The following is a 21,903-nucleotide window of genomic DNA, read 5'->3' on the forward strand; positions in this document are numbered from 1 at the left end:
TGTCCTGGTCTGCCGATGCCTCTCGGTACCGGGGATAATGAGTTGTCAGTCAGGGGAGGCGATCTTGTCCAGGATCCCAGCCAACACGCAAGATATCGCCATCGTCGGTTTCGGCCTTGATTTGCCCGGCGCGGGCGATCCCGACCGCTATTGGCTCAACCTGCGGGAGGGCGTGGAATCGATCCGCGACCTGACCCCGGACGACCTGCGCGACGCCGGCGAATCACCGGCGCGAATCGGCCATCCCGATTATGTCGCCCGCGCCTCGCTTCTGGACGGGTTCGATCAGTTCGATGCCGAATTCTTCGGCTTCAGCCCCAAGGACGCGGCGGTGATGGACCCCCAGCACCGCAAGTTCCTGGAAACCTGCTGGCATGCGCTGGAACATGCGGGCCACCGGCCCGACGATCTGGGCGCGGTCGGGGTCTGGGCCGGCTGCGGCATGGGCAGCTATTTCTCGGTCAACATCTGCTCGAACCGCGATCTGGTCGAGGAGACCGGGCTGTTCCTTCTGCGCCATACCGGCAACGACAAGGATTTCCTGTCCACCCGCGTCAGCTATACCTTCGATCTGCGCGGCCCGAGCGTGTCGGTGCAGACCGCCTGCTCGACCTCGCTGGTGGCAGTCCATGCGGCCTGCCAGGCGCTGAACGCGGGCGATTGCGACGCGGCGCTGGCGGGCGGCGTGACCATCGAGCTGCCGCAGGGGCGCGGCTATCTGTACAAGCCCAACGAGATCCTGTCGCCCGACGGCCATTGCCGCGCCTTCGACCATCGCAGCGAGGGCACGGTCTTCGGCAGCGGCGCCGCCGTCGTGCTGCTGCGGCGCCTGTCGGACGCGCTGGCCGACGGCGACCACATCTGGGCGGTCATCAAGGGCAGCGCGATCAACAATGACGGCTCGGCCAAGGCGGGCTATCTGGCGCCCTCGGTCGAGGGGCAGGCGGCGGCCATCGCCGAGGCGCATCTGCTGTCGGGCGTCGATGCCGCGACCATCGACTATGTCGAATGCCACGGCACCGGCACCCGGCTTGGCGACCCGATCGAGGTCGCGGCGCTGACGGAGGCCTTTTCCATGGGACAGGGCGGCGGGCGCACCGGCCTCGGCTCGGTCAAGACCAATATCGGGCATCTGGACACGGCGGCGGGCACGGCGGGGCTGATCAAGGTCGCCCTGTCGCTCTATCACCGCGAGATCCCCCCCAGCCTGAACTTCGAGGCGCCGAACCCGGTCATCGACTTCGAGGGCACGCCCTTCCATGTCGTGGCCGACCGGATGCCCTGGCCCGAGACGCCGGGCCGTCCGGCGCGGGCGGCGGTGAACTCGCTCGGCGTGGGCGGCACCAATGCGCATGTCGTGCTCGAGGCCGCGCCCGAACGCGCCGCATCCGAAGAGTCCGACTGGCCGGTGCAGCCGCTGGTCGTCTCGGGCCGCAGCCGGGCGGCGCTGGATGCCAATGCCGCGGCGCTCGCCGCCTGGCTGCGCGCCAATCCCGATACCGATCTGGCCGACGTGGCCTTCACCCTGCAGCAGGGCCGCAAGACCTTCGACAAGCGCCGCGTGCTTGTGGCGGCGGATGCGACCGAGGCCGCAGACCTGCTGGAGCGCGGCGACCCGCGCCGCGTCTTCACCCATGACCGCCCGGCGGGCACGCCCAAGCTCGCCTTCCTCTTCCCCGGCGGCGGCGCACAATCGGTGCACATGGCGCGCGGCCTCTATGAGACCGAGCCCGTCTTCCGCGACTGGATGGACCGGGGCCTTGCGGTGCTGGAGCGCCTGACGGGCCGCGATCCGCGCCCCCTGTGGCTGCCCGAACCGGGCGCCGAGGCCGAGGCCGCGCAGGCGCTGAACCGCCCCTCGGTCCAGCTGCCGCTGATCATGATCGTGGAATATGCGCTGGCGCAGCTGTGGATCAGCTGGGGCGCCGCCCCCAAGGCGCTGGCCGGTCATTCCATGGGCGAGAACACCGCCGCCTGCCTGGCCGGGGTCATCGGCTTCGAGGATTGCATCGCGCTGGTCGAACTGCGCGGGCGCCTGTTCGACACGGTGGCGCCGGGCGGCATGCTGAGCGTGCCGCTGCCGGTCGAGGAGCTGCTGGCCGAGGCGGGCGAGGGGCTGGATCTGGCCGCCGACAACGCGCCGGGCCTGTCGGTCGTCTCGGGCCCGCAGGACCGCATCGCGGCGTTGCAGGCGCGGCTGGAGGCGCGCGGCATCGACTGCGCGCGCATCGCCATCGACATCGCCGCCCATTCGCGGATGCTGGACCCGATCCTGCCGGAATTCGAGGCGTTCCTGCGCTCCATCACCCTGTCGGCGCCGCAAATCCCGCTGCTGTCCAACCGTACCGGCGACTGGATGACCGACGCGCAGGCGACCGATCCGCGCTATTGGGTGGAGCACCTGCGCCATTCGGTCGATTTCCGCGGCTGCCTGACCACGCTGCGCGCCGATCCCGACCGGGTCTTCCTGGAGGTCGGGCCGGGCCGCGCCATGTCGGCGCTGGCCCAGGCCAATGGCGCCGCCCCCGACCGCGTCATCAGCAGCCTGCGCCATCCCGAGCAGAAGATCGACGACGACGCCTTCTTCCTGATGGGCTTCGCGCGGCTCTGGGCCGTGGGGCTGCCTCTGGACTGGTCGCCGATCTGGGGCGAGGGGCGGCAGCGCGTGCCGCTGCCCGGCTATGCCTTCCAGAGCCGGCGCTATTTCATCGAACCCGCCACCGCCGAGGCCTCGAGCGCCGCGAACGACACCGCGCCGCTGCGCCTGCCCGAGACCGAGGGCTGGGCCTGGCGCCCCGCCTGGCGCCTGTCGGCCCCCGATGTGGAGCTGGACGCCAAGGGCGCGCCGCAGGGCGACACCGCGCGCTGGCTGGTGCTGGCCGATGACAGCGGGCTGGCCGATGCGGTCATCGCGCAACTGCGCCGCGCCGGGCACGAGGTCGTCACCCTGCGCCCCGGCGACTGCTTCGCGCAGCCCGGCGCGGACGACTTCATCCTGGCGCCCGAGAACGGCGCCTCGGATTTCGAGTTGCTGATCGCCGCGCTGGTGGCGCAGAACCGGCTGCCGCAGCGCATCGTCAGCTTCTGGCTGGTGCCCGATGCCAGCCGGGCGGGCGCGCGGGCGGGCTTCAGCCCCTTCCACCGGCATCTGGAGCAGGGCTTCAACACGATGCTGCACCTGATCCGCGCGCTGGCGGGCGAAGGGGCAGGGCAGCCGGTCGATCTGGTCGCCATCACCGCCGATGCGCAGCGCACCGGCACCGAATCCGTGCGCAATCCTGAAAAGGCGATGGTGTTGGGCCCTCTGGCCGTGGGGATGCGCGAATTTCCTTGGCTGTCGGCGCGCAGCATCGATCTGGCCGCGCAATCCGACATGGCGGCGCTGGCGCCGCGCCTGGTCGAGGACCTGATGGATCCCGCGCCGCCCGCCCGCACCGCCTGGCGCGACGGGCGCCGGCTGGCGCGCCATCTGGTGCCCGCCCCCCTGCCCGAGGGGGACGTGCCCGCCTTCGGGCCGGGCGACGTGGTGCTGATCACCGGGGGCCTGGGCGGCATCGCCCTGACGCTGGCCCGGCATGTGGCCGCTCAGGGCGCCGCCGTGGCGCTGCTGTCGCGCCGCCCCCTGCCGCCCGAGGCCGAATGGGACGCGCGCATCGCCGCCGATCCCGACCACCGGCTGGCCCAGCAGATGACCGCCCTGCGCGCGCTCCGCGCCTCGGGCGCGCGGCTGGCGCTGGACGCCGCCGACGTGACCGATGCATCTGCCCTGACGCAGGCCGTGGCCCGCCTGCGCGAGCAGCTGGGTCCGATCACCGACCTGATCCATGCGGCGGGGCTGGTGGCCGACGCCCCCATGCAGGTCAAGTCCAGCGCCGAGATCGAGGACGTGCTGGCCCCCAAGGTCCATGGCACCCGCAATCTGGCGCTGGTCTTTGCCAAGGCGCCGCCGCGCCGGACCGTGCTGTTCGCGTCGACCTCGACCGAGATCGCGGCGACCGGGCAGGTCGATTACGTGGCCGCCAACGAATACCTGAACGCGGTGGCCGCAATGCAGCCCCCCGCCTTCGGGCAGGTCACCGCCGTGAACTGGGGGATCTGGGCGGATGTCGGCATGGCTGCCGAGGCGCTGACGGGGCGCCGCGATGTCGCGGCGCCGGTGCCGGTGTCCCAGCCCCTGCTGTCGGCCCGCACCGAGCAGGGCGGGGTCGAGCGTCTGACCGGCCGGCTGTCCTCGGATGACTGGATCATCGCCGAACACCGCACCCGCGACGGCGTGGCGCTGTTGCCCGGCACCGGCATGATCGAACTGGCCGCCCAGGCCCTGCAGGCCACCGGACGGGCGGGGGGCGCATGGGCGCTGAACGACCTGACCTTCCTGCACCCGCTGATCGTGGGTCCGGGCGAGACGCGCGACATCACCGTGACGCTGACCCCCGACGAGGGCAGCACCGCCTTCCTGCTGGAAGCCGATTTCGGCGCAGGCCCGGTTCCCGTGGCCGAGGCGCGGATCGATGCCGCCGACCGGCCCGGCCCGGCGCTGGATGCCGACGCGCTGCGCGCCGCGATGACCGTCGATCAGGCCCCCACCGGGCATGCGCTGGAATCGGCGCAGGAGGGCCAGCTGGCCTTCGGTCCCCGCTGGCGGGTGCTGCGCGCCACCTGGCTGTCGCCCGCGACCTCCGAGGGGCTGGCCGAGCTGCGCCTGTCGCGCGACGGGCAGGCCGATCTGGACCAGGGCTATATCCTGCATCCGGCGCTGATGGACATCGCCACCGGATGGGCCATGTCGCTGATCGAGGGCTATGACCGCGCCCAGCTGTGGGTGCCGCTGTCCTATCGCGCGCTGGCGGTCCATGCGCCGCTGCCCGCCGAGATCCTCAGCCATGTGCGGCTCAGCCATGCCTCGGACGGCTATGCCAGCTTCGACGTGACGCTGGCCGATCCGCAGGGCAATGTGCGGGTCCGGATCGAGGGGCTGACCCTGCGCCGCCTGGAAGGCGCGCCCGCTATGCTGCTGACCGTGCAGCAGGCCGGGTCGCGCCCCGTGTCCCATCCCGGCCACATGCCGGGGCAGGACCGGCTGGCGCGCATGGTCTCGCAGGGCATTCCGCCGGGTCAGGGGCCGCTGCTGCTGGATCGCGCGCTGCGGTCGGGGCTGGGGCAGGTCGCCATCTCCAGCATGGACCTGCCGCAGCTGATCGCGCAGGAAACGCGCGCCAGCCGCGCCCGCGAGACCGGGGCCGCCACCGCCTTCGAACGTCCCGAGATGGACCACGATTATGTCGAGCCGCGCAGCGATCTGGAGCGCAGCCTGGCCGGGTTCTTCCGCGAGCTGCTGGGCGTGCAGCAGGTGGGGGTCGAGGACGGCTTCTTCGATCTGGGGGGGCATTCGCTGATCGCGGTGCGGCTGTTCTCGATGATCCGCAAGGCCTACGGTCTGGACCTGCCGCTGGCCACGCTTTTCGAGGCGCCGAACGTGGCCGCGCTGGCCACGCTGATCGAGGGCCGCATCGGGGTGCGTCCCGACGCCCCGGCGGGTGCCGTGGCCACGACCGCCCCGGCGGCGCAGGGCTTCACGCATCTCATCTCGATGAGCCAGGGCGCCGCCGGCGGCGGACGGCCCCTGTTCATCGTCGCGGGCATGTTCGGCAACGTGCTGAACCTGCGATCCCTGGCGCAGCGCCTGTCGCCCGACCGCCCGGTCTGGGGCCTGCAGGCGCAGGGGCTGTTCGGCGATGCAGCCCCCCATGGCACCCTGGCCGAGGCCGCTACCAGCTGCCTGGCCGAGATCCGCCAGATCCAGCCCGAGGGCCCCTATCTGATCGCGGGCTTCTCGGGCGGCGGGCTGACCGCGCTGGAGATCGCGCGCCAGGCCGCCGAGGCGGGCGAGGCGACGGCGCGGCTGATCCTTCTGGACACGCCGGTGCCGATGCGTCCCACCCTGTCGCGCCGCGACCGACTGATGATCCGCGCCGCCGAAATCCGCGAGGAGGGCGCGGGCTTTGCCGCCCGCTGGCTGCGCGACAAGCTGGCCCATCGCCGCGCGCAGCGCCGCCCCTCGGGCGACGCCGAGGCCACGGGCTTTCACAACGCCGCCATCCATGCGGCCTTCCTGTCGGCCTTGCCGCGGTTCCGGATGGAGCCCTGGCACGGCCCGGTGACGCTGTACCGGCCCCGGCTGGACCGGCGCTTCAAGGTCTCGAACGGGATGCATGTCAGCGCCGCGCGGGAATACGTGTTCGAGGACAACCTGTGGTCCCCCTGGATGCCCGACCTGACGGTGACCGAGGTGCCCGGCGATCACGACAGCATGGTGCTGGAGCCCTGCGTGCGGGTCCTGTCCGCCCGGATGCGCGACGAGCTGGCCGCGGCCGACCGCGCCGCTCTGCCCGCGCTGATGCAGAGGGCTGCGGAGTGAGCGACGTGGACGTGAACGATGTGATCCGGAACGGCGGGTCGGTCCATGTGGTCATCCTCAACTGGCGCAGCGCGCCCATGACGCTGCGCGCCGCCGAGGCGGCGGTGACGGCGATGGAGGGCATCCCCGGCACAATCACGCTGGTCGACAACGATTCCGGCGATGGCAGCTTTGAGGCGATGACGGATCACGCGCAGGCGCAGGGCTGGACCGAGGGCGACCGCCTGCGGGTGCTGCAATCGGGCCGGAACGGCGGTTTCGGCGCGGGCAACAACGCGGCGCTGCGGGTGCCCCCGCACCATCCCGCCGATTTCGTGCTGGTGGTGAATTCCGACGCCTTCCTCGCCCCCGACACGATCGGGGCGATGCGCGATTACCTGCAGGCCCATCCGCGCGTGGGTCTGCTGGGCTGCCGCGTGGTGGGCGAGCATGGCAACCACCACACCACCCATTTCCGCTTCCCCACCGCCGCCGGCGAGCTGGAGGACAGTGCCCGCACCGGCCCGCTGTCCAAGCTGCTGCGCGGCGCGGTCGTGACCCTGCCCATGCCGCAGCAGGCCGGGCCGGTCGATTGGGTGGCGGGCGCCGCGCTGATGATCCGCGCCGAGGTGCTGGCCGAGGTCGGCGGCTTCGACGAGGCGTTCTTCCTCTATTACGAGGAAACCGACCTCTGCCTGCGCGCGGCGCGGGCGGGCTGGCCCACGCATTACCTGCCCGATGTCCATGTCGTCCATATCGGCTCGGTCAGCACGGGGATGCGCGGCTGGACCCTGCCGCCCGACTACTGGTTCGCCTCGCGTGAGCAGTATTACCGCCAGAACCACGGGCGGGCCTATGCCGTCCTGACATTGGCGGCGCATCTGACGGGGCTTGCCATCCGCCGCCTGCGCGGCCTCATGGGCCGCCCCGATCCCAATTTTCCGCATGGCCAGGGCCGTGCGCTGATCCGCCACGCGCTGGCCCCCTCGCGGCCCAGACAGATCTTCCGACCGGAGAATGACCTTGACCCAGCTTGATATCGCGCTGATCGGCAATGCCTCGCTGACGCTCGAGGCGGCCCGCCTTCTGACCGCGCGCGGCCACCGCGTGGTGTCTTTCACCGTCGAGGACCCGGCGCTGGCCGAGGCCGCGCGGGCGCAGGATCTGCCCGTGGGGCCGGTGGCGCCCTGCGACTATCTGCTGTCGGTGGCGCATCTGACGGTGATCCCGCCCGAGGTGCTGGCGCTGGCCCGGCGCGGCGCGGTGAACTTTCATGACGGGCCGCTGCCCGAGCGCGCCGGGCTGAACGCGCCGATCTGGGCGCTGCTCGAGGGCGCGTCCGCCCATGCCATCACCTGGCACCGCATCGGCGGCGGCGTGGACGAGGGGCCGGTGCTGCTGCGCGTGCCCGTCGAGATCGCCCCGGGCGAGACCGCGCTGACCCTGAACGCCCGCTGCTGGGAGGCCGCCCTGCGCAGCCTGCCCGATCTGGCGGCGATGCTGGAGCGCGGCGAGGATGCGGGCACGCCCCAGCCCCATGCGCCCGACCGCCGCCACATGCGCATCGACCGGCCATCGGGCGCGGCGATGCTGGATTTCGCGCAAGGGGCGGACGCGATCGCGCAGCTGGTCCGGGCCCTGGACCATGGCCCCTACTGGAACCCGATGCTGCGCCCGCGCGTGGCGCTGCCCCAGGGGCTGCTGCTGGTGGGTCAGGCCGATCCCGCGCCGCGCCCCGATGCCCCCGCCGCGCCCGGCACTGTCCTGCGCGCCGGCGCCGACGAGCTGCTGGTGGCCTGCGGCGACGGGCGGACCATCGCCCTGTCCGGCCTGACCGGAATGGACGGCCAGCCCCGCCCGCATGGGCTGTCGCAGGGCGACCGCCTGCCGGTGAGCGCTGCCGCGCCCGATCTGGACGCCGCCATCCGCCGCGCCGCCCGTGACGAACCCTTCTGGCGCGCGCGCATGGCCCGGCTGGCGCCCTTGGTCCTGCCCGAACTGACCGCCTCGGATGCCGCCCCCGACTGGCAGGCGGCGCGCCTGGTCCTGCCGCAGGCGCAGGAGGCGGGCCGGGTGCTGGCCGCCCTCGTCGGCGCGCTGGTGCGGATGACCGGCTCGACCGCCTTCGACATCGGGTTGTCGCCGTCCCTGCCGGAGGGGGTGCGCGATCACATGCACGGCTTCCGCCCGCTGGCCGTCGATGCCGACGACCAGACCTTGGCGGCGCTGGCCGAAACGCTGTCCCGCGATCTGGCGGCCCTGTCCGCGCGCGGCCCGATCCTGGCCGACCTGATCGCCCGGGCGCCGGAATTGGGCCGTCCCGGCACGCCGGGACTGGTCGTGGCCCGCGACCCTGCCGATGCGCCCGAAGGCGCGGCGATCTGCCTCGATTTGCCCGACAGCGCGCAGGCCGAGATCCGCGTCTGGTGGGACCGCGCCCGTCTGCCGCAAGCTGCATGGCAGGCCATCTCGGACCTGACCGAGACGCTGGCCGCCGCCGATCCGGCCCTGCCGCTGGCCAAGGCGCCGACCCTGCGCGACGGCCGTGCGGCGACCGTGGCCACCAATGACGCGACCGCGGGCGACGCGCCCGCCACCATCGCGGCAGCCTTCGCAGCCCAGGTCGCGGCCACCCCCGACGCCCCCGCGCTGGTCTTTCGCGGCGAGACGCTGAGCTATGCCGAGCTGGACCGCCGCGCGACCGCGCTGGCCCGGCAGCTGGCGGCGATGGGCGTCGGTCCCGACCAGCCGGTGGGGCTTTACGCCCCGCGCGGGCTGGGGCTGGTCACCGGCGCGCTGGCGATCCTCAAGGCCGGGGGCGCCTATGTGCCCCTGGACCCGGATTATCCCGCCGAGCGGCTGGAACATTACATCGCCGACAGCGGCGCGCAGGTGGTGCTGGCCGATCCGCGCATCGCCGACAGCCTGCCGCCGCACAAGGCGCGCGTGCTGACGCTGGACGCGACCGGCGCGGGCACCGATCCGACGCCCTCGGGTGGTGCCGATCTGGCCTATCTGATCTATACCTCGGGCTCGACCGGCACGCCCAAGGGGGTGATGGTCGAACAGCGCAACGCGATCAACTTCTTCGCCGGCATGGACACCGCGCTGCAATCGCCCGAACCCGGCACTTGGCTGGCGGTGACCAGCCTGTCCTTTGACATTTCCGTGCTGGAGATCTTCTGGACCCTCACGCGCGGCTGGAAGGTCGTCATCGCGGGCGACCTGCTGGGCGGGGATGCGGGCGAGGGCCCGCGCGCCGGCATGCAGATGTCGCTCTTCTACTGGGGCAACGATGACGGCGCCGGCCCGCGCAAATACGAGCTGCTGCTGGAGGGCGCGAAATTCGCCGACCGCCACGGCTTTGCAGCCGTCTGGACGCCCGAGCGCCACTTCCACGCCTTCGGCGGCCCCTATCCGAACCCGGCGGTCACCGGGGCGGCAGTCGCGGCGGTGACGAAGAACATCGCCGTGCGCGCGGGCTCCTGCGTGGCGCCGCTGCACCATCCCGCCCGCATCGCCGAGGAATGGGCGGTGATCGACAACCTGACCAACGGGCGGGCGGGGCTGGCCATCGCCTCGGGCTGGCAGCCGGACGATTTCGTGCTGCGGCCCGAGAACACGCCCCCCGCCAACAAGCCCGCGATGCTGACCGTGATCGACCAGCTGCGCCGGCTGTGGCGCGGCGAGGCGGTGGAATTCCCCCGCGCCGACGGCACCCCCTTCGCGGTGGTCAGCCAGCCGCGCCCGGTGTCGAAGGAGCTGCCGATCTGGGTCACCACGGCGGGCAATCCCGCGACCTGGCAGGAGGCGGGGCGGATCGGCGCGAACGTGCTGACCCATCTTCTGGGCCAGAGCGTGGCGGATATCGCCGCGCGCATCCCCGAATACCATGCGGCCCTGCGCGAGGCGGGGCACGATCCGGCGGATTTCACCGTCACCCTGATGCTGCACAGCTATCTGGCCGACACGCGCGAACAGTCGATGGAGGTCGCGCGCGAGCCGATGAAGGACTACCTTCGCGCCGCTGCCGCGCTGGTCAAGCAATATGCCTGGGCCTTCCCGGCCTTCAAGCGCCCGGCGGGCGTCAGCGACCCCATGGCGATCGACCTGTCCACGCTGGACGAGGGCGAGATGGAGGGGATCCTCGACTTCGCCTTCCAGCGCTATTTCAACGACAGCGGCCTCTTCGGCACCGTGGACGAGGCGGCGGCGCGCGTGGCCGAGCTGAAGGCCATCGGCGTGACCGAGATCGCCTGCCTGATCGACTATGGCATCGCGCCCGCGCAGGTGCTGACGGGGCTGGACTATCTGGCCCGCCTGCATGACCGCGTGAACCCGGCGACCGAGGGCGATTACGGCATCGCGGCCCAGATCGCGCGCCACAAGGTCACCCATCTGCAGGCCACGCCCTCCATGGCGCGGCTGCTGCTGGAGGATCCGGCCTCGCGCGCGGCGCTGTCGCAGCTGCAGCTGATCTGCCTGGGGGGCGAGGCGCTGAGCCCCGGCCTGCTGGCCGATTTGCGCGCCGCCAGCCCGGCGCGGATCATGAACATGTACGGGCCCACGGAAACCACAATCTGGTCGGCCACCGCCGATCTGGGTCATGCGGGCGATCAGGTCTGGCTGGGCGATCCCATCGCCGCCACCAGCCTGCACCTGCGCGATCCCCAGGGCGATCCGGTGGGCGACGGCGTCGCCGGAGAGCTGTGGATCGGCGGCGCGGGCGTCACGCGCGGCTACTGGAAGCGCGACGCGCAGACGGCGGCGGCCTTCCCCGAGACGCCCGAGGGGCGGCTCTACCGCACCGGCGATCTGTGCCGGCGCGACAGCGCGGGACGGCTGCGGTTCCTAGGCCGGGTGGACCAGCAGGTCAAGCTGCGCGGCTACCGGATCGAGCTGGGCGAGATCGAGGCGCGGCTGGCTCGCCTGCCCGGCATCGCCGAGGTCGCGGTGGTGGCGCAGGCCCAGGGGTCGGGCGAACGCCAGCTGATCGGCTTCGTCACCGGGGCGGCGGATCTGGACCCGGCCGATCTGCGCCGGGCGCTGTCGCGCGATCTGCCCGATTTCATGGTGCCGCTGCGTATCCATGTCCTGCCCGCCATGCCGCTGACGCCCAATGCCAAGATCGACCGCAAGGCGCTGGCCAGTGCCGCTCCGCCGCCCGCGCCGCGCCCGGTGCCCGCGACCGTGGTGGCGCCGGCGCCTGCGCCCGTGGCGCCGCGCCCGAACGGGGCGGCCCCGGTGGCCCCGGCCCCGGCGGTTGCTGGCGATGCGGCGGATCTGCAGGACCGGATCGGACAGCTGATGGCGCGGATCCTGGGCCTGCCGGCCGTGCAGCCCGGCGACAATTTCTTTGATCTGGGCGGCCATTCGCTGCTGGCGGTGCAGCTTCACCGGGCGATCCGGGACGAGCTGGGGGTGGCGCGCAGCTCGATCACCGACATCTTCCGCTTTCCGGTGATGGGCAATCTGGCCGCGCATCTGGCAGGCACGCGGCAGGCGGCGGCGCCCGCCGCAGCGCCTGCGCCGACCCCGACCCCCGCAGTGGCGGATGCGCCCGCCCCGGCGGCGGCGACCGACCTGATGGCGGCCCGGCGGGCGCTGCGGGCGCGGATGAGGCCGCAAGGCCCCGGTCAGTGATACCCGCTGCGCTGCACGCCCTGCTGCCTGACAGTGTGGGCGCGGCGCTGCGCCGGATCGATGCCCCCGCCCCGCCGCTTTGGCCGGGCGAGGCCGAAGGGATGGCCCGCGCCATCCCCGCAAGGCTGCAGGAATTTGCCGCCGGGCGCGCCGCCGCCCGCGACGCCCTGCAGCAGGCGGGGCTGGCGCCCTGCAGCCTGCCCACCGGCCTCGATCGTGCGCCGCTCTGGCCCGAGGGTGCGGTGGGGTCGATCAGCCATGCGGGGGGCTGGGCGGCGGCGGTGGCCGCGCGCCGCGATGCATGGACCGGAATCGGGCTGGATCTGGAGATCGCCGCCCCGATGCCCGAGGACATGGCCGCGCTGGTCCGCGCGCCGGGCGATGACGATGGCGGGCTGCTGCCCCCGGCCCTGTCGGCCACGTTGGTCTTCAGCCTCAAGGAGGCTGCGTTCAAGGCGCAGTTTCCGCTGACGGGCCTGTGGCTGGAGCCGCGCGACGTCCCCCTGACGCTGACGCCGGAGCGGTTTCACCTGCGGGTCGGGGGGGTCGCGCTGTCGGGCCGGTGGGCCCGGGCGGGCGCGATGTTCGCCTCAGTCCTGCTGGTGGGCGCGGAACAGGGCCGCCAGCTTGGCCGCCTCGGCATGGATGTCATGGCGCGACAGGGCGCGGGCGCGGGCGGCGAGGCCCATCTGGCGTAGCTGTTCGGGATCGGTCGTTGCCGCCCGATCCAGCGCGCGGGCCAGCGCCTCGGCATCGCCCGCCGGGACCAGCCAGCCGGTCTGGCCGTCGACCATCAGCTCGGGGATGCCCGCGATGATCGTGGCGATGGCGGGACGGGCGGCGGCCATCGCCTCCATCAGTGCGACGGGCAGGCCTTCGGCAAAGCTGGGCAGGACCATCGCATGGGCCTGCGCCAGCGCGGCGCGCACCCCGGCCTCGTCCGCCCATCCGGGCAGGGCCACGCGGTCGGTCAGGCCAGCATCCGCGATGGCCGCGCGCAGGGCCGGGGCCAGCGGGCCGTCGCCCACCAGCGTCAGATGCACGGGGGCGGTGGTGCGGGCCATCGCCTCGATCAGCAGCATCTGGCCCTTCTGCTCGGCAAAGCGACCGACGCAGACCAGCCGCAGGGGATGGTCCGGCGAGGGGCCGGGCGGCAGGGGCAGGGGGTCCGGGAAGGCAGCGGGGTCGATCCCGCAATGCACGACCTTCAGCCGGTCCCACCGGTCGAACGGCGCCCACCGGGACAGCTGGCTGCGCCCGAAGGCGCTGACGGCCACCGCAAAGCGCGCCTCGCGCAGCTTGTCCCCCAGGGACAGGGCCTGGGGCGCGTCGAATTCCTCGGGGCCGTGGGTGGTGAAGCTGTAGCCGGGCCCGTCCAGCAGGCGCACATAGCGCACCACATCGGTCGAGTTCGTGCCGAAATGCGCGTGCAGATGGGTCAGGTGTTCATCGCGGCACTGGCGGGCCAGGATCGCGGCCTCGGCCAGATAGATCAGCTGCCGCAGCCGCCCGCGCCCCGGGCCGCCCCACTTGCCCGCCCGCAAGGCGGCGCGCAGGGCCGAGGGGTGGCGCAGCACCGCGCCCGCCAGCGCCAAAGCCAGCCGCGCGGCGCCGCTGTCCAGCACATAGCGGGTCTGGTCCTGTTCGGCGCGATCCTCGACCGAGGTGACGGGATCGCCGTCGCGGCGCATGGCGAAGCGCGCGACGGGGATGCCCTGCGCCTCCAGCGCCAGGATCTCGCGCCGGATGAAGGTCTGCGAGGGGCGGGGATAGGTGTTCACGACATAGCCGACGCGCAGGGCCCTGTCGGCCTGCGCGTCGGGCAATGTCGCGGAAAGCTGTTGCCGCATGGTCACGCCTCGCCTGAAAGGTCCCTCCGCCGCTTAGCAGCCGGTGCAGCGGGCGACGACCGCAAAGGTGCGGAAGATCGTGGAAAGATCCAGGCGCAGGCTCAGCTCGCGGTAATAGCGTTCGTCATACAGCGCGCGGGCGGCGAAGGTCGAACCGCTGCGGGCCGAGATCTGCCACAGCCCGGTCAGGCCGGGACGGTGCGCGGCGTAATAGGTGCCGGGATAGAGCACGCGCTGCTCCAGCATCATCGGGCGGGGCCCGACCAGGCTCATCGAGCCCAGCAGGACGTTGATCAGCTGCGGCAACTCGTCCAGCGAGGTCTTGCGCAGAAAGCGCCCGACCCGGGTGATGCGGGGATCGTTGCGCAGCTTCTGGTTCATGTCCCATTCGGCCCGGGCGCCGGGATCGGCGGCCAGATGCGCCGCAAGGATGGCATCGCCATCGGGGCGCATGGTGCGGAACTTGAACAGGCGGAATTTCTTCCAGCCGCGTCCGAGGCGCATCTGGCTGTAGATGGGCGAGCCGCCATCCAGCATGACCACTGCCGCGACGACGATCATGATGGGAAGGATGATCGGCACCGCGATCAGAACCAGCAGCGTGTCCAGAAACCGCTTGCCGCCGCTGGTGTACAGGCTTTGCGGCTCGGAAGCCGGCATGTCATACACGAATTTCGCGTGCCCGACATTCAGCCTGTCATTATCGAACAGCATAATTAACTCCGACCACTAGATACGATTACACTGAGTAGATTTCTAAGGAAATTTTGCCGGTCTCCACCCAAATAACCGGCATTTTGTCTGTGCATCCGATCTATTGGCCGACCTGAACTGAGACAACCTGTCTAAAAAGGGGTGTGAAATGTCGCAGGGTAAACCGCAATTCGGCGGAACCCGGCTGAATTGCAATTCAGAATTGTTTTAAATGCCGGGTAATGAGTCAATTACAACCCTGGGACGCGTGCAGGCCAATTGTCTATCTGGCCCGTTCCCAATGATGTGAAGGACGGCGCAGCCGGACCGCCAGGCTGACGACGGCATAGGCGGCAAATCCGGCCGGATCTGCCAGTCCCATGCGCAGGGCCCGGCGCCCCGAGGGACGGTCGCCCGAGGCATGGCCGGCCAGATCGGGATATAGCCGCGCCAGTTCCGCCGTTCCGGCATCCTGCCGGCGCCGCACGCGAATCAGCGTGGCCAGCCCCTCGCTGATCGGCCAGTGATAGGGCACCTCGACCCGCCAGCGCTCCGAGGGGGCAAAGTTCAGCCGCGCGAAGCCGTCATCCGAGATGACCTGCGGAAAGTCGCCCCACCGGGCACGGCCTTCGGCGTTGACGGCGAAGAGGCCCGCCCCGGTCACCCCCTCGGCCACGAAGGGCAACCGCTGCCAGAACCGCGCATAGGCCGCCGAGACGGCGCTTTCCGGGCGCGGAACGACCAGCTGCGCGCCCGCATAGCGCGCGCCGGGCCCGTCCAGCGCCGCGACCAGCGCCGCGATCATCCCCTGGCCCACGACCACATCGGCGTCCAGATACAGGCGCAGATCGCCCGAGGCGGCCTCGTCGCCCAGATTGAGCGCGCCGATCTTGCCGCCCGACGGCGTCTCGATCACCGAGACCCGCCAGCCGGCGGCGGTCAGGGCCGCCTCTTCGGCCCGCGCCCGGTCGGCGGTGGCATCGGTGCAGCCATTGGCGACCACGATCACCTCGCGGGCCAGCCCGTCGATGCCGGTCTGGCGGGCCAGGGCCTTGAGGCAGGCGGGCAGATGGTCCTGTTCCTGATGGGCGGGCAGGATCACGCTGAGACGGGTCGGGGTCATTTGTACTCGATCAGGCTGGCGCGGCGGTTCATCAGCCGGTTGGCATAGAAGCCGAGGGCGCCGAGGGCTTCGGGGATCTTGCCCAACACGGTGAAGGCCGCGCGGGCGGCCCCCATGCGGGGCGTCAGGCGCAGGATCTGCGCGGGATAGGCCAGCAGCAGGGCCAGCAGGGCCGGATGGACCAGCAGCGCGCCCAGCACGGCCAGCCCCGGCAGCGCCGCCCCCCAGATCAGCGCGCGGCGGGTCTCGGCCCGCCAGTGGCGTTCGGGCGGGGCGCCGTGCAGGGCGGCGCCCTCGGCAAAGGCATGGCCCGCGCGGCGGGTGCGGCGCCACCATTGCCCGAAGCGGGTCATGTCGGCATCGTGAAGCGTCATCTCGACCGCCAGACGGCGGATGGTCCAGCCGGCGGCGCGCAGGCGCACGCACATCTCGGGCTCCTCTCCGGCGATCAGGGTCGGATCGAAGCCGCCGATCCCGGAAATCGCCGCATGGCGGACCAGCATGTCACCCCCCACCGCCCGGGCCGGGCCCACCGGCGTGTTCCATTCCGCATCGCAGAGACGGTTATAGATCGAGCGTTCGGGATGCATCTCGCGCCGGCGCCCGGCGACCGCGCCCAAGGCCGGATCGGCCTGCATTTCTGCCCGCGCGGCAGGCAGCCAGCCGGGCTGCAGCACGCAATCCCCGTCCAGGAACTGCACGAATTCCGGCGCCTCCCCGGCCAGCGCCTGCAACCCGGCGTTGCGGGCGCGGGCGGCGGTGAAGGGCTGCGTCATGTCCAGCGCCACCAGCGTGGCGCCCATTTCCTGGGCAAAGGCCGGGCTGCCATCGGTCGAGCCCGAATCGACATAGACGATTCGGGCTATTTGAGCAGACAAAGCGGCCAGACAGGCGCGCAACCGGGCGCCTTCGTTGCGTCCGATGACGATTGCGGCGACAATACTGCCCGAGAGGACAGGTTCGGAAGGTGAGGACATTTCGATCTTCTTTGTGCTATCGGGCTAGCATTACGATATGATTCGGTCATTGGGCGAGAGAAAAGAGTTGCGTATGGACGGTGCCGTCAGCGGCTATCACGACGGGCGGCCAAGAGCATGGGCGGGTTTGCTGCCTTTGGCTCTGCCGCAGAGGGCGGGGCTGCGCGCGGTCATCGCTGATGAAAAAAATCCCGATCGCGCGGAGGGTTACGATCTTCTGCGCACGCGGATCCTGGCGGGGACCAGCGCGCTCGGCTGGACGCGGATCGGCGTGACCCAGGCCCAGGGTGCCTCGGGCGCCGCGCCGCTGACGGCACTCAACCTGGCATTGTCCGAGGCGCGGCGCCCCGAACGCCGAGTCGTGCTGGTCGATCTGGACATCGCCCGGCAGCCGATCCTGAAACTTCTGGGGGCCTCGGTGCCCCCCGCCGCGCCGCTGATGGCCTGGCAGGGCCATGCCCTGAACGACCGGCTGGCGCTGCTGACCATCTCGGCCCCGGCCTCCGATGCGGCGACGATGCTGATGTCCGACCTGTTCCAGGCCGAACTGGCGCAGCGTCTGGCCTCGCTGGACCCCGATGTGGCCATCCTGCACCTGCCGGCCCTGCTGACCGGCGATGCGGGCCTGGCCGGGCTGCCGCTGGCGCAGACCGTTCTGCTGGCCATCGACGGCCGCATCGATACCGGCGCTGACCTGCGCCGCTGCGAACGCCTGATCGGCGAGACCCGCCCCATCCTGGGGCTTTTCCTGCACGACGGAGAAGTGTGACATGGGACCCATCGTCGGAGTGAAGGAATTCACCGGCATGCTGCGCCGGCGCGGCCCTCTGATGGCCTTCGTCGCGGCGGTCGGCATCTATCTGGCCATGGCCCATGCGATGTCGCTGCCCCGTGCCTACGAGGCCGTCACCGTCATCCAGATCCAGCCCACGCTGCTGTCGGGCGCCCCCGCCGCCACCGTGCAGGCGGAACCCGACACGGCCAACCGGCTGCGGCTGATCGAGCAGCGGCTGATGGCGCGCGACAACGTGCTGGACATGATCCGGCGCTACGACCTGTTCGACGACGCGCCCGAGCTGAGCGATGACGAGCGCATCGCCCAGTTCCGTCAGGACGCGCGGATCGACTTCGTGCCCGCCGTCGGCGGCGTGCCGGGGGCCGAGCGCGAGATCTCGGCCATGATGATCACGGTGCGGACCGCCCGCCCGGACGATGCGGCCAATCTGGCCAATGACATGGCCGACCAGATCATGAGCGGCAACCAGGCGGGCCAGGCCCGTCGCCTGAACGAGCTGATCGCCACGCTGGAGGTCGACGAGCAGCAGGCCACCGCCGCCGTGGACGATGTCGAGGCGCAGCTCTCGGCCTTCCGCAGCCTCAATCCCGACCGCCTGCCCGAAAACCTGGACAGCCTGACGGCCGAGCGGTCCCGGCTGCAGGACCAGCGCAGCGCGCTGCTGCTGACCCTGCAATCGCTGGAGCGCGAGCGGCTGGCGCTGGAGGTGGGCACGCCCGGCGACACGCCCCCGGCCTCGCTGTCCCAGCAGCTGCGCAACCTCGAGGTCGATCTTGCCCAGGCCCGCCGCACCCTGCCGGCCGAGCATCCCGAGGTGCTGCGCCTGACCCGCCAGATCGAGATGCTGCGCGACGGCACCGAACAGGCGCTGCCGCAAAGCCTCAGCCGCCAGGTCGAGCTGATCCGCGAGCAGGAGGCCACGCTGAGCGCCGAGCGCGCCCGGATCGACCGCCGCCTGCCCGAGATCGAGGCGGCCATCGCGGCCATGCCCGACATCGCGCTGGAACTGGCCGATTACCAGCGCCGCATCAATGCGCTGGACCTGCCGCGCGCGGCGCTGGCCGAACGGCTGGCGGCGGCGCAGCTGGAACAGCGCCTCGCCTCGGGCAATTACGGCGAGCGGATGGTCGTGCTGGAGCGCGCCACGATCCCGGAACATCCGCTCAGCTCGGGGCGCCGGCGGGTGGCGGTGCTGGGGGCGGCGATGGCGGTCGCCATGGCGCTGGCGGCAGGCTTCGCGCTGGAACTGGCCCGGCCGGTGCTGCGCACCCCGGCGCAGGTCCGCAAGGCCCTGGGGGTCGAGCCGATCGCGGTCGCGCCCTATCGTCCCACGCCCCGGGCGCAGGTCATGGCGCGGGTGCAGGACGTCACCGCGCTTGGCATCCTCGCCTTCGGCGCGATGGCCGTGATCATCCTGATCCTGCAAGGCGCGGGCTGACGCAGCCCGCCGACCCGGCCCCCCTGCGCGACGCACGCGCATAGGTGGGCCGGGGGGCCTTGGCGACAGGGGCCCTTGCGCCCGTCCGGTCGTTTTCCGATGCTGGTCCGACATCTGCCCCAAGAAGGACCGACCCATGACCTTTCCCCGCCCGGCTGCCGCACGGCGCCCGCTTGCCGCCCCGACGGTGCGCGCATGAAGCCCCCCGTCCTGATGCTGGCCCCCGCCCGCCCCTCGGCCATGGAACGGCTGGCGCGCGATTACGACCTGCTGCGGCTGGACGAGGCGGAGGACCGCGACGCCTTTCTGGACCGCCACGGCGCGGCCTGCCGGGCCATCGTCACCCATGGCCACAAGGTCATCGACGACGCGCTGCTGGACCGCCTGCCGGCGCTGGAGATCGTCAGTTGCTCCTCGGCCGGTTACGACGCCTTCGACGTCGACGCGCTGGCGCGGCGTGGCATCCGGCTGACCAATGCCTCGCCCGCGCTGGCGCAGGAGGTCGCCGACATGGCGATGCTGCTCGCCGCCGCCGGCTGGCGCCGCCTGGTCGAGGCCGATGCCTGGGTCCGCAGCGGGGACTGGGCGCGGCAGGGCGAGTTTCCCCTGCGCCGGGGCCTGCGCGGCCGCACCCTGGGCATCGTCGGCATGGGCACGATCGGCCAGCGCATCGCCGAAATGGCGGGCGCCTTCGGGGTGCAGGTCGCCTACTGGAACCGCAGCGAACGGCAGGTGGACGCCGTCTATTACGCCGACCTGGTCGATCTGGCCCGCGCCTCCGACATCCTGATCGTCATCGTCGCGGGCGGCGAGGGCACGCGGCACCTGATCTCGGCCCCGGTCATCGCGGCGCTCGGCCCCGAGGGGCTGCTGGTCAACGTCGCGCGCGGATCGGTGGTGGACGAGGAGGCGCTGATCACCGCGCTGCAGGACGGCACACTCGGGGCGGCGGCGCTGGACGTCTTCGCGCAAGAGCCCGAGGCCGACCCGCGCTTTGCCGCGATGGCCAATGTGACCCTGTCGCCGCATCTGGGCTCGGCCACGGTGGAATCGCGCGAGGCGATGTCGGCGCTGATGGTCGACAATCTGGATGCGCATTTCGGGGGACGCCCGCTGCTGAGCGAGGTCGCCCTGACCCGGTGACCCCCGCCCGCCGGAGGGGCTTTCCTTCGGCGGGAAACCTGCCACGATGCGCGCCATGACAGGCCCGCGCCCCCGCCATCTTCTGCGCCTCGCCGCCCTCGTCGCGGCGATGGCGGCGCTGGCGCTCTTGGTGCTGGACGGCGCGCGGCAGGCCGGGATGGCGCGGCTGGACGACATGTTGCAGAACCGCCTGACCCTGACCCGCCACGCCGTCACCGCCCAGATCGAGCGCTATCGCTATCTGCCCGCGCTGATCGGGCAGGATGCGCGCATCCTGTCGCTGCTGGACCGCCCGGGCGACGACCGCAGCGCCGCCAATGCCTATCTGCGGGCCACGCGGGCGCTGTCGGGCGTCGATCAGATCTATGTGCTGGACCCGCAGGGCCGTGCGCTGGCCGCCAGCAACGCGGGCGAGCCGGGCAGCTTCGTGGGCCAGGACTATGCCTTCCGCCCGTATTTCCGGCAGGCGCTGGCGCGGGGGGCGGCGCGCTATTACGCGGTCGGGGTCACGACCGGCATCCCGGGCTATTTCCTGGCCTCGCGCATCGGGCCCGCCGAGGCGCCTCTGGGCGTGGCGGTGGCCAAGGTCGACATGTCCGGGCTGCAGGCCACCTGGGCCAGCGCGGACCAGTCGGTGGCGCTGGCCGACGCGGCGGGGGTGGTGTTCCTGGCGGGCCAGCCCGACTGGCTGTTCCGCCCGCTGGACCCGCTGGACGACGCCACCGCCCGGCAGCTGGCGCGGGAACAGCGCTATGCCGGGCAGGCCGTCCCCGCCGCCGCCCCCCTGCGCGCCGCGCTGACCGGCCTGCGGCTGGCCGAGGTGCCGTTGGAACCCGACGGCTGGCGCATCCTGGCCGCCGAGCCGCTGGCCCCGGTCGAACGGCAGGCGCAGCTGCTGGCGCTGCTGGCCGGGCTGTCGGGGCTGCTGGTCTCGGCTTTGGCGGTGGGGTGGCGGCAGCGGCGCCAGCTGATCCGCGTGCGCCTGAACCAGAATGCCGAGCTGGAGCGGCGCGTGGCCGAGCGGACCGAGGCCCTGGCCCATGAGATCGACCAGCGCCGCCGCGCCCAGGACGAGCTGCGCGAGGCGCATGAAAGCCTGGTTCATGCCGCCAAGCTGGCGGTGCTGGGCCGCATGTCCACGACCATCGTCCACGAGGTCAGCCAGCCCCTGTCGGCGCTGGACAGCACGCTGGCGGCGGCCGAGCTGCACTTGGGCGCGGGCCGCGAGGCACGGGCGGTGGCCAGCCTGGCGGCGGCGCGGGCCTTGCTGATGCGGATGCAGAAGATGGTGCGCAACCTGAAATCCTTCGGCGCCCGTCAGCGCGCCGACCCGCCCGAGCCCGTGGACATGGCCCGCGTCCTGACCGCCGGGGCCGAGGTGCTGGCCCCGCGCCTGCGCGATCTGGGCCAGCGGCTGGCCCTGACCCTGCCACCGGATTTGCCCCCTGTCAGCGGCCAGGCCGTGCGGCTGGAACAGGTGGCCGTCAACCTGATCCTGAACGCCGCCGAGGCCGCCGCCGGCGCGGGCGCCCGCGCACCGGTGCGCGTGACGCTGGAGCCCGCGCCGGGCGGGCTGCGGCTGACCATCCTGGATCGCGGGGCGGGGATCGACCCGGCGCTGCAGGACCGCATCGAAGAGCCCTTCTTCACCACCCGCGTCACCGGCGAGGGGCTGGGGCTGGGCCTGTCGATCACGCGCGGCATCCTGGACCAGATCGGCGGCACGCTGGCCTTCCACCCGCGCCCGGGCGGGGGCACGGTGACGGTGGTGGACCTACCGCTGTATCGCGATGCCGCACATCCCGCCGCCGCCCCGGGCGCTGCCGACCGGCTGGCGGGCTGA

12 protein-coding genes are annotated in these 21,903 nt (G+C 72.1%); 8 read left to right on the forward strand and 4 right to left on the reverse strand.

What is annotated here, in order from left to right; translation table 11 throughout:
• The first annotated feature begins 64 nt into the window (after positions 1–64).
• The 4 genes from FA743_RS09235 to FA743_RS09250 are packed head-to-tail and all read left to right on the forward strand — an operon-like array spanning position 65 to position 12,738.
• Positions 65–6,418, forward strand: coding sequence for a type I polyketide synthase (locus FA743_RS09235; protein WP_246054904.1), 6,354 nt, complete (start codon positions 65–67; stop codon positions 6,416–6,418).
• On the forward strand, positions 6,415–7,434 hold the full coding sequence (locus FA743_RS09240) for a glycosyltransferase family 2 protein (protein WP_246054905.1): 1,020 nt from the start codon (positions 6,415–6,417) through the stop codon (positions 7,432–7,434). Before FA743_RS09235 ends, FA743_RS09240 begins: the two co-directional genes overlap by 4 nt.
• On the forward strand, positions 7,421–12,040 hold the full coding sequence (locus FA743_RS09245; protein WP_246054906.1) for a MupA/Atu3671 family FMN-dependent luciferase-like monooxygenase: 4,620 nt from the start codon (positions 7,421–7,423) through the stop codon (positions 12,038–12,040). Before FA743_RS09240 ends, FA743_RS09245 begins: the two co-directional genes overlap by 14 nt.
• Positions 12,037–12,738 (forward strand): 4'-phosphopantetheinyl transferase, encoded by a 702-nt coding sequence (locus tag FA743_RS09250; protein WP_136885826.1) that lies wholly within the window; start codon positions 12,037–12,039, stop codon positions 12,736–12,738. The genes FA743_RS09245 and FA743_RS09250 overlap by 4 nt, the downstream gene beginning before the upstream one ends.
• Here FA743_RS09250 and FA743_RS09255 read toward each other — a convergent pair.
• The 4 genes from FA743_RS09255 to FA743_RS09270 form a co-directional block, all read right to left on the reverse strand.
• The gene (locus FA743_RS09255; RefSeq protein ID WP_136885895.1) at positions 12,631–13,839 is read right to left on the reverse strand and encodes a glycosyltransferase; all 1,209 of its coding nucleotides are present in this window, start codon (positions 13,837–13,839) and stop codon (positions 12,631–12,633) included. The genes FA743_RS09250 and FA743_RS09255 overlap by 108 nt on opposite strands.
• An 84-nt stretch (positions 13,840–13,923) precedes the next feature.
• Positions 13,924–14,604: a sugar transferase gene (locus FA743_RS09260; protein ID WP_136885827.1), complete on the reverse strand. Its 681-nt coding sequence runs from the start codon at positions 14,602–14,604 to the stop codon at positions 13,924–13,926.
• A gap of 262 nt (positions 14,605–14,866) precedes the next feature.
• Positions 14,867–15,706, reverse strand: a complete 840-nt coding sequence (locus FA743_RS09265) for a glycosyltransferase family 2 protein (protein WP_136885828.1) — start codon at positions 15,704–15,706, stop codon at positions 14,867–14,869.
• A complete protein-coding gene (locus tag FA743_RS09270) occupies positions 15,703–16,683 on the reverse strand; it encodes a glycosyltransferase family 2 protein (protein WP_136885829.1) in 981 nt (326 codons plus the stop codon). The genes FA743_RS09265 and FA743_RS09270 overlap by 4 nt, the downstream gene beginning before the upstream one ends.
• 73 nt (positions 16,684–16,756) lie before the next feature.
• On the opposite strand from FA743_RS09270, the gene FA743_RS09275 reads away from it, so the two are divergent.
• The 4 genes from FA743_RS09275 to FA743_RS09290 all read left to right on the forward strand — a co-directional run bounded on the left by FA743_RS09275 (position 16,757) and on the right by FA743_RS09290 (position 21,903).
• Positions 16,757–17,452 (forward strand): P-loop NTPase family protein, encoded by a 696-nt coding sequence (locus tag FA743_RS09275; protein WP_136885830.1) that lies wholly within the window; start codon positions 16,757–16,759, stop codon positions 17,450–17,452.
• A gap of 1 nt (position 17,453) precedes the next feature.
• Entirely contained in the window at positions 17,454–18,917 is a 1,464-nt protein-coding gene (locus FA743_RS09280; RefSeq protein ID WP_136885831.1) for a GumC domain-containing protein, read from the forward strand.
• 195 nt (positions 18,918–19,112) lie between these two features.
• Complete coding sequence (locus FA743_RS09285; RefSeq protein WP_136885832.1) at positions 19,113–20,060, forward strand: 2-hydroxyacid dehydrogenase; 948 nt, start codon at positions 19,113–19,115, stop codon at positions 20,058–20,060.
• 46 nt (positions 20,061–20,106) lie between these two features.
• Positions 20,107–21,903, forward strand: coding sequence for a sensor histidine kinase (locus FA743_RS09290; RefSeq protein WP_136885833.1), 1,797 nt, complete (start codon positions 20,107–20,109; stop codon positions 21,901–21,903).

Origin of the sequence: Paracoccus gahaiensis, from assembly GCF_005048225.1 — a bacterium.
Taxonomy (GTDB): domain Bacteria; phylum Pseudomonadota; class Alphaproteobacteria; order Rhodobacterales; family Rhodobacteraceae; genus Paracoccus; species Paracoccus gahaiensis.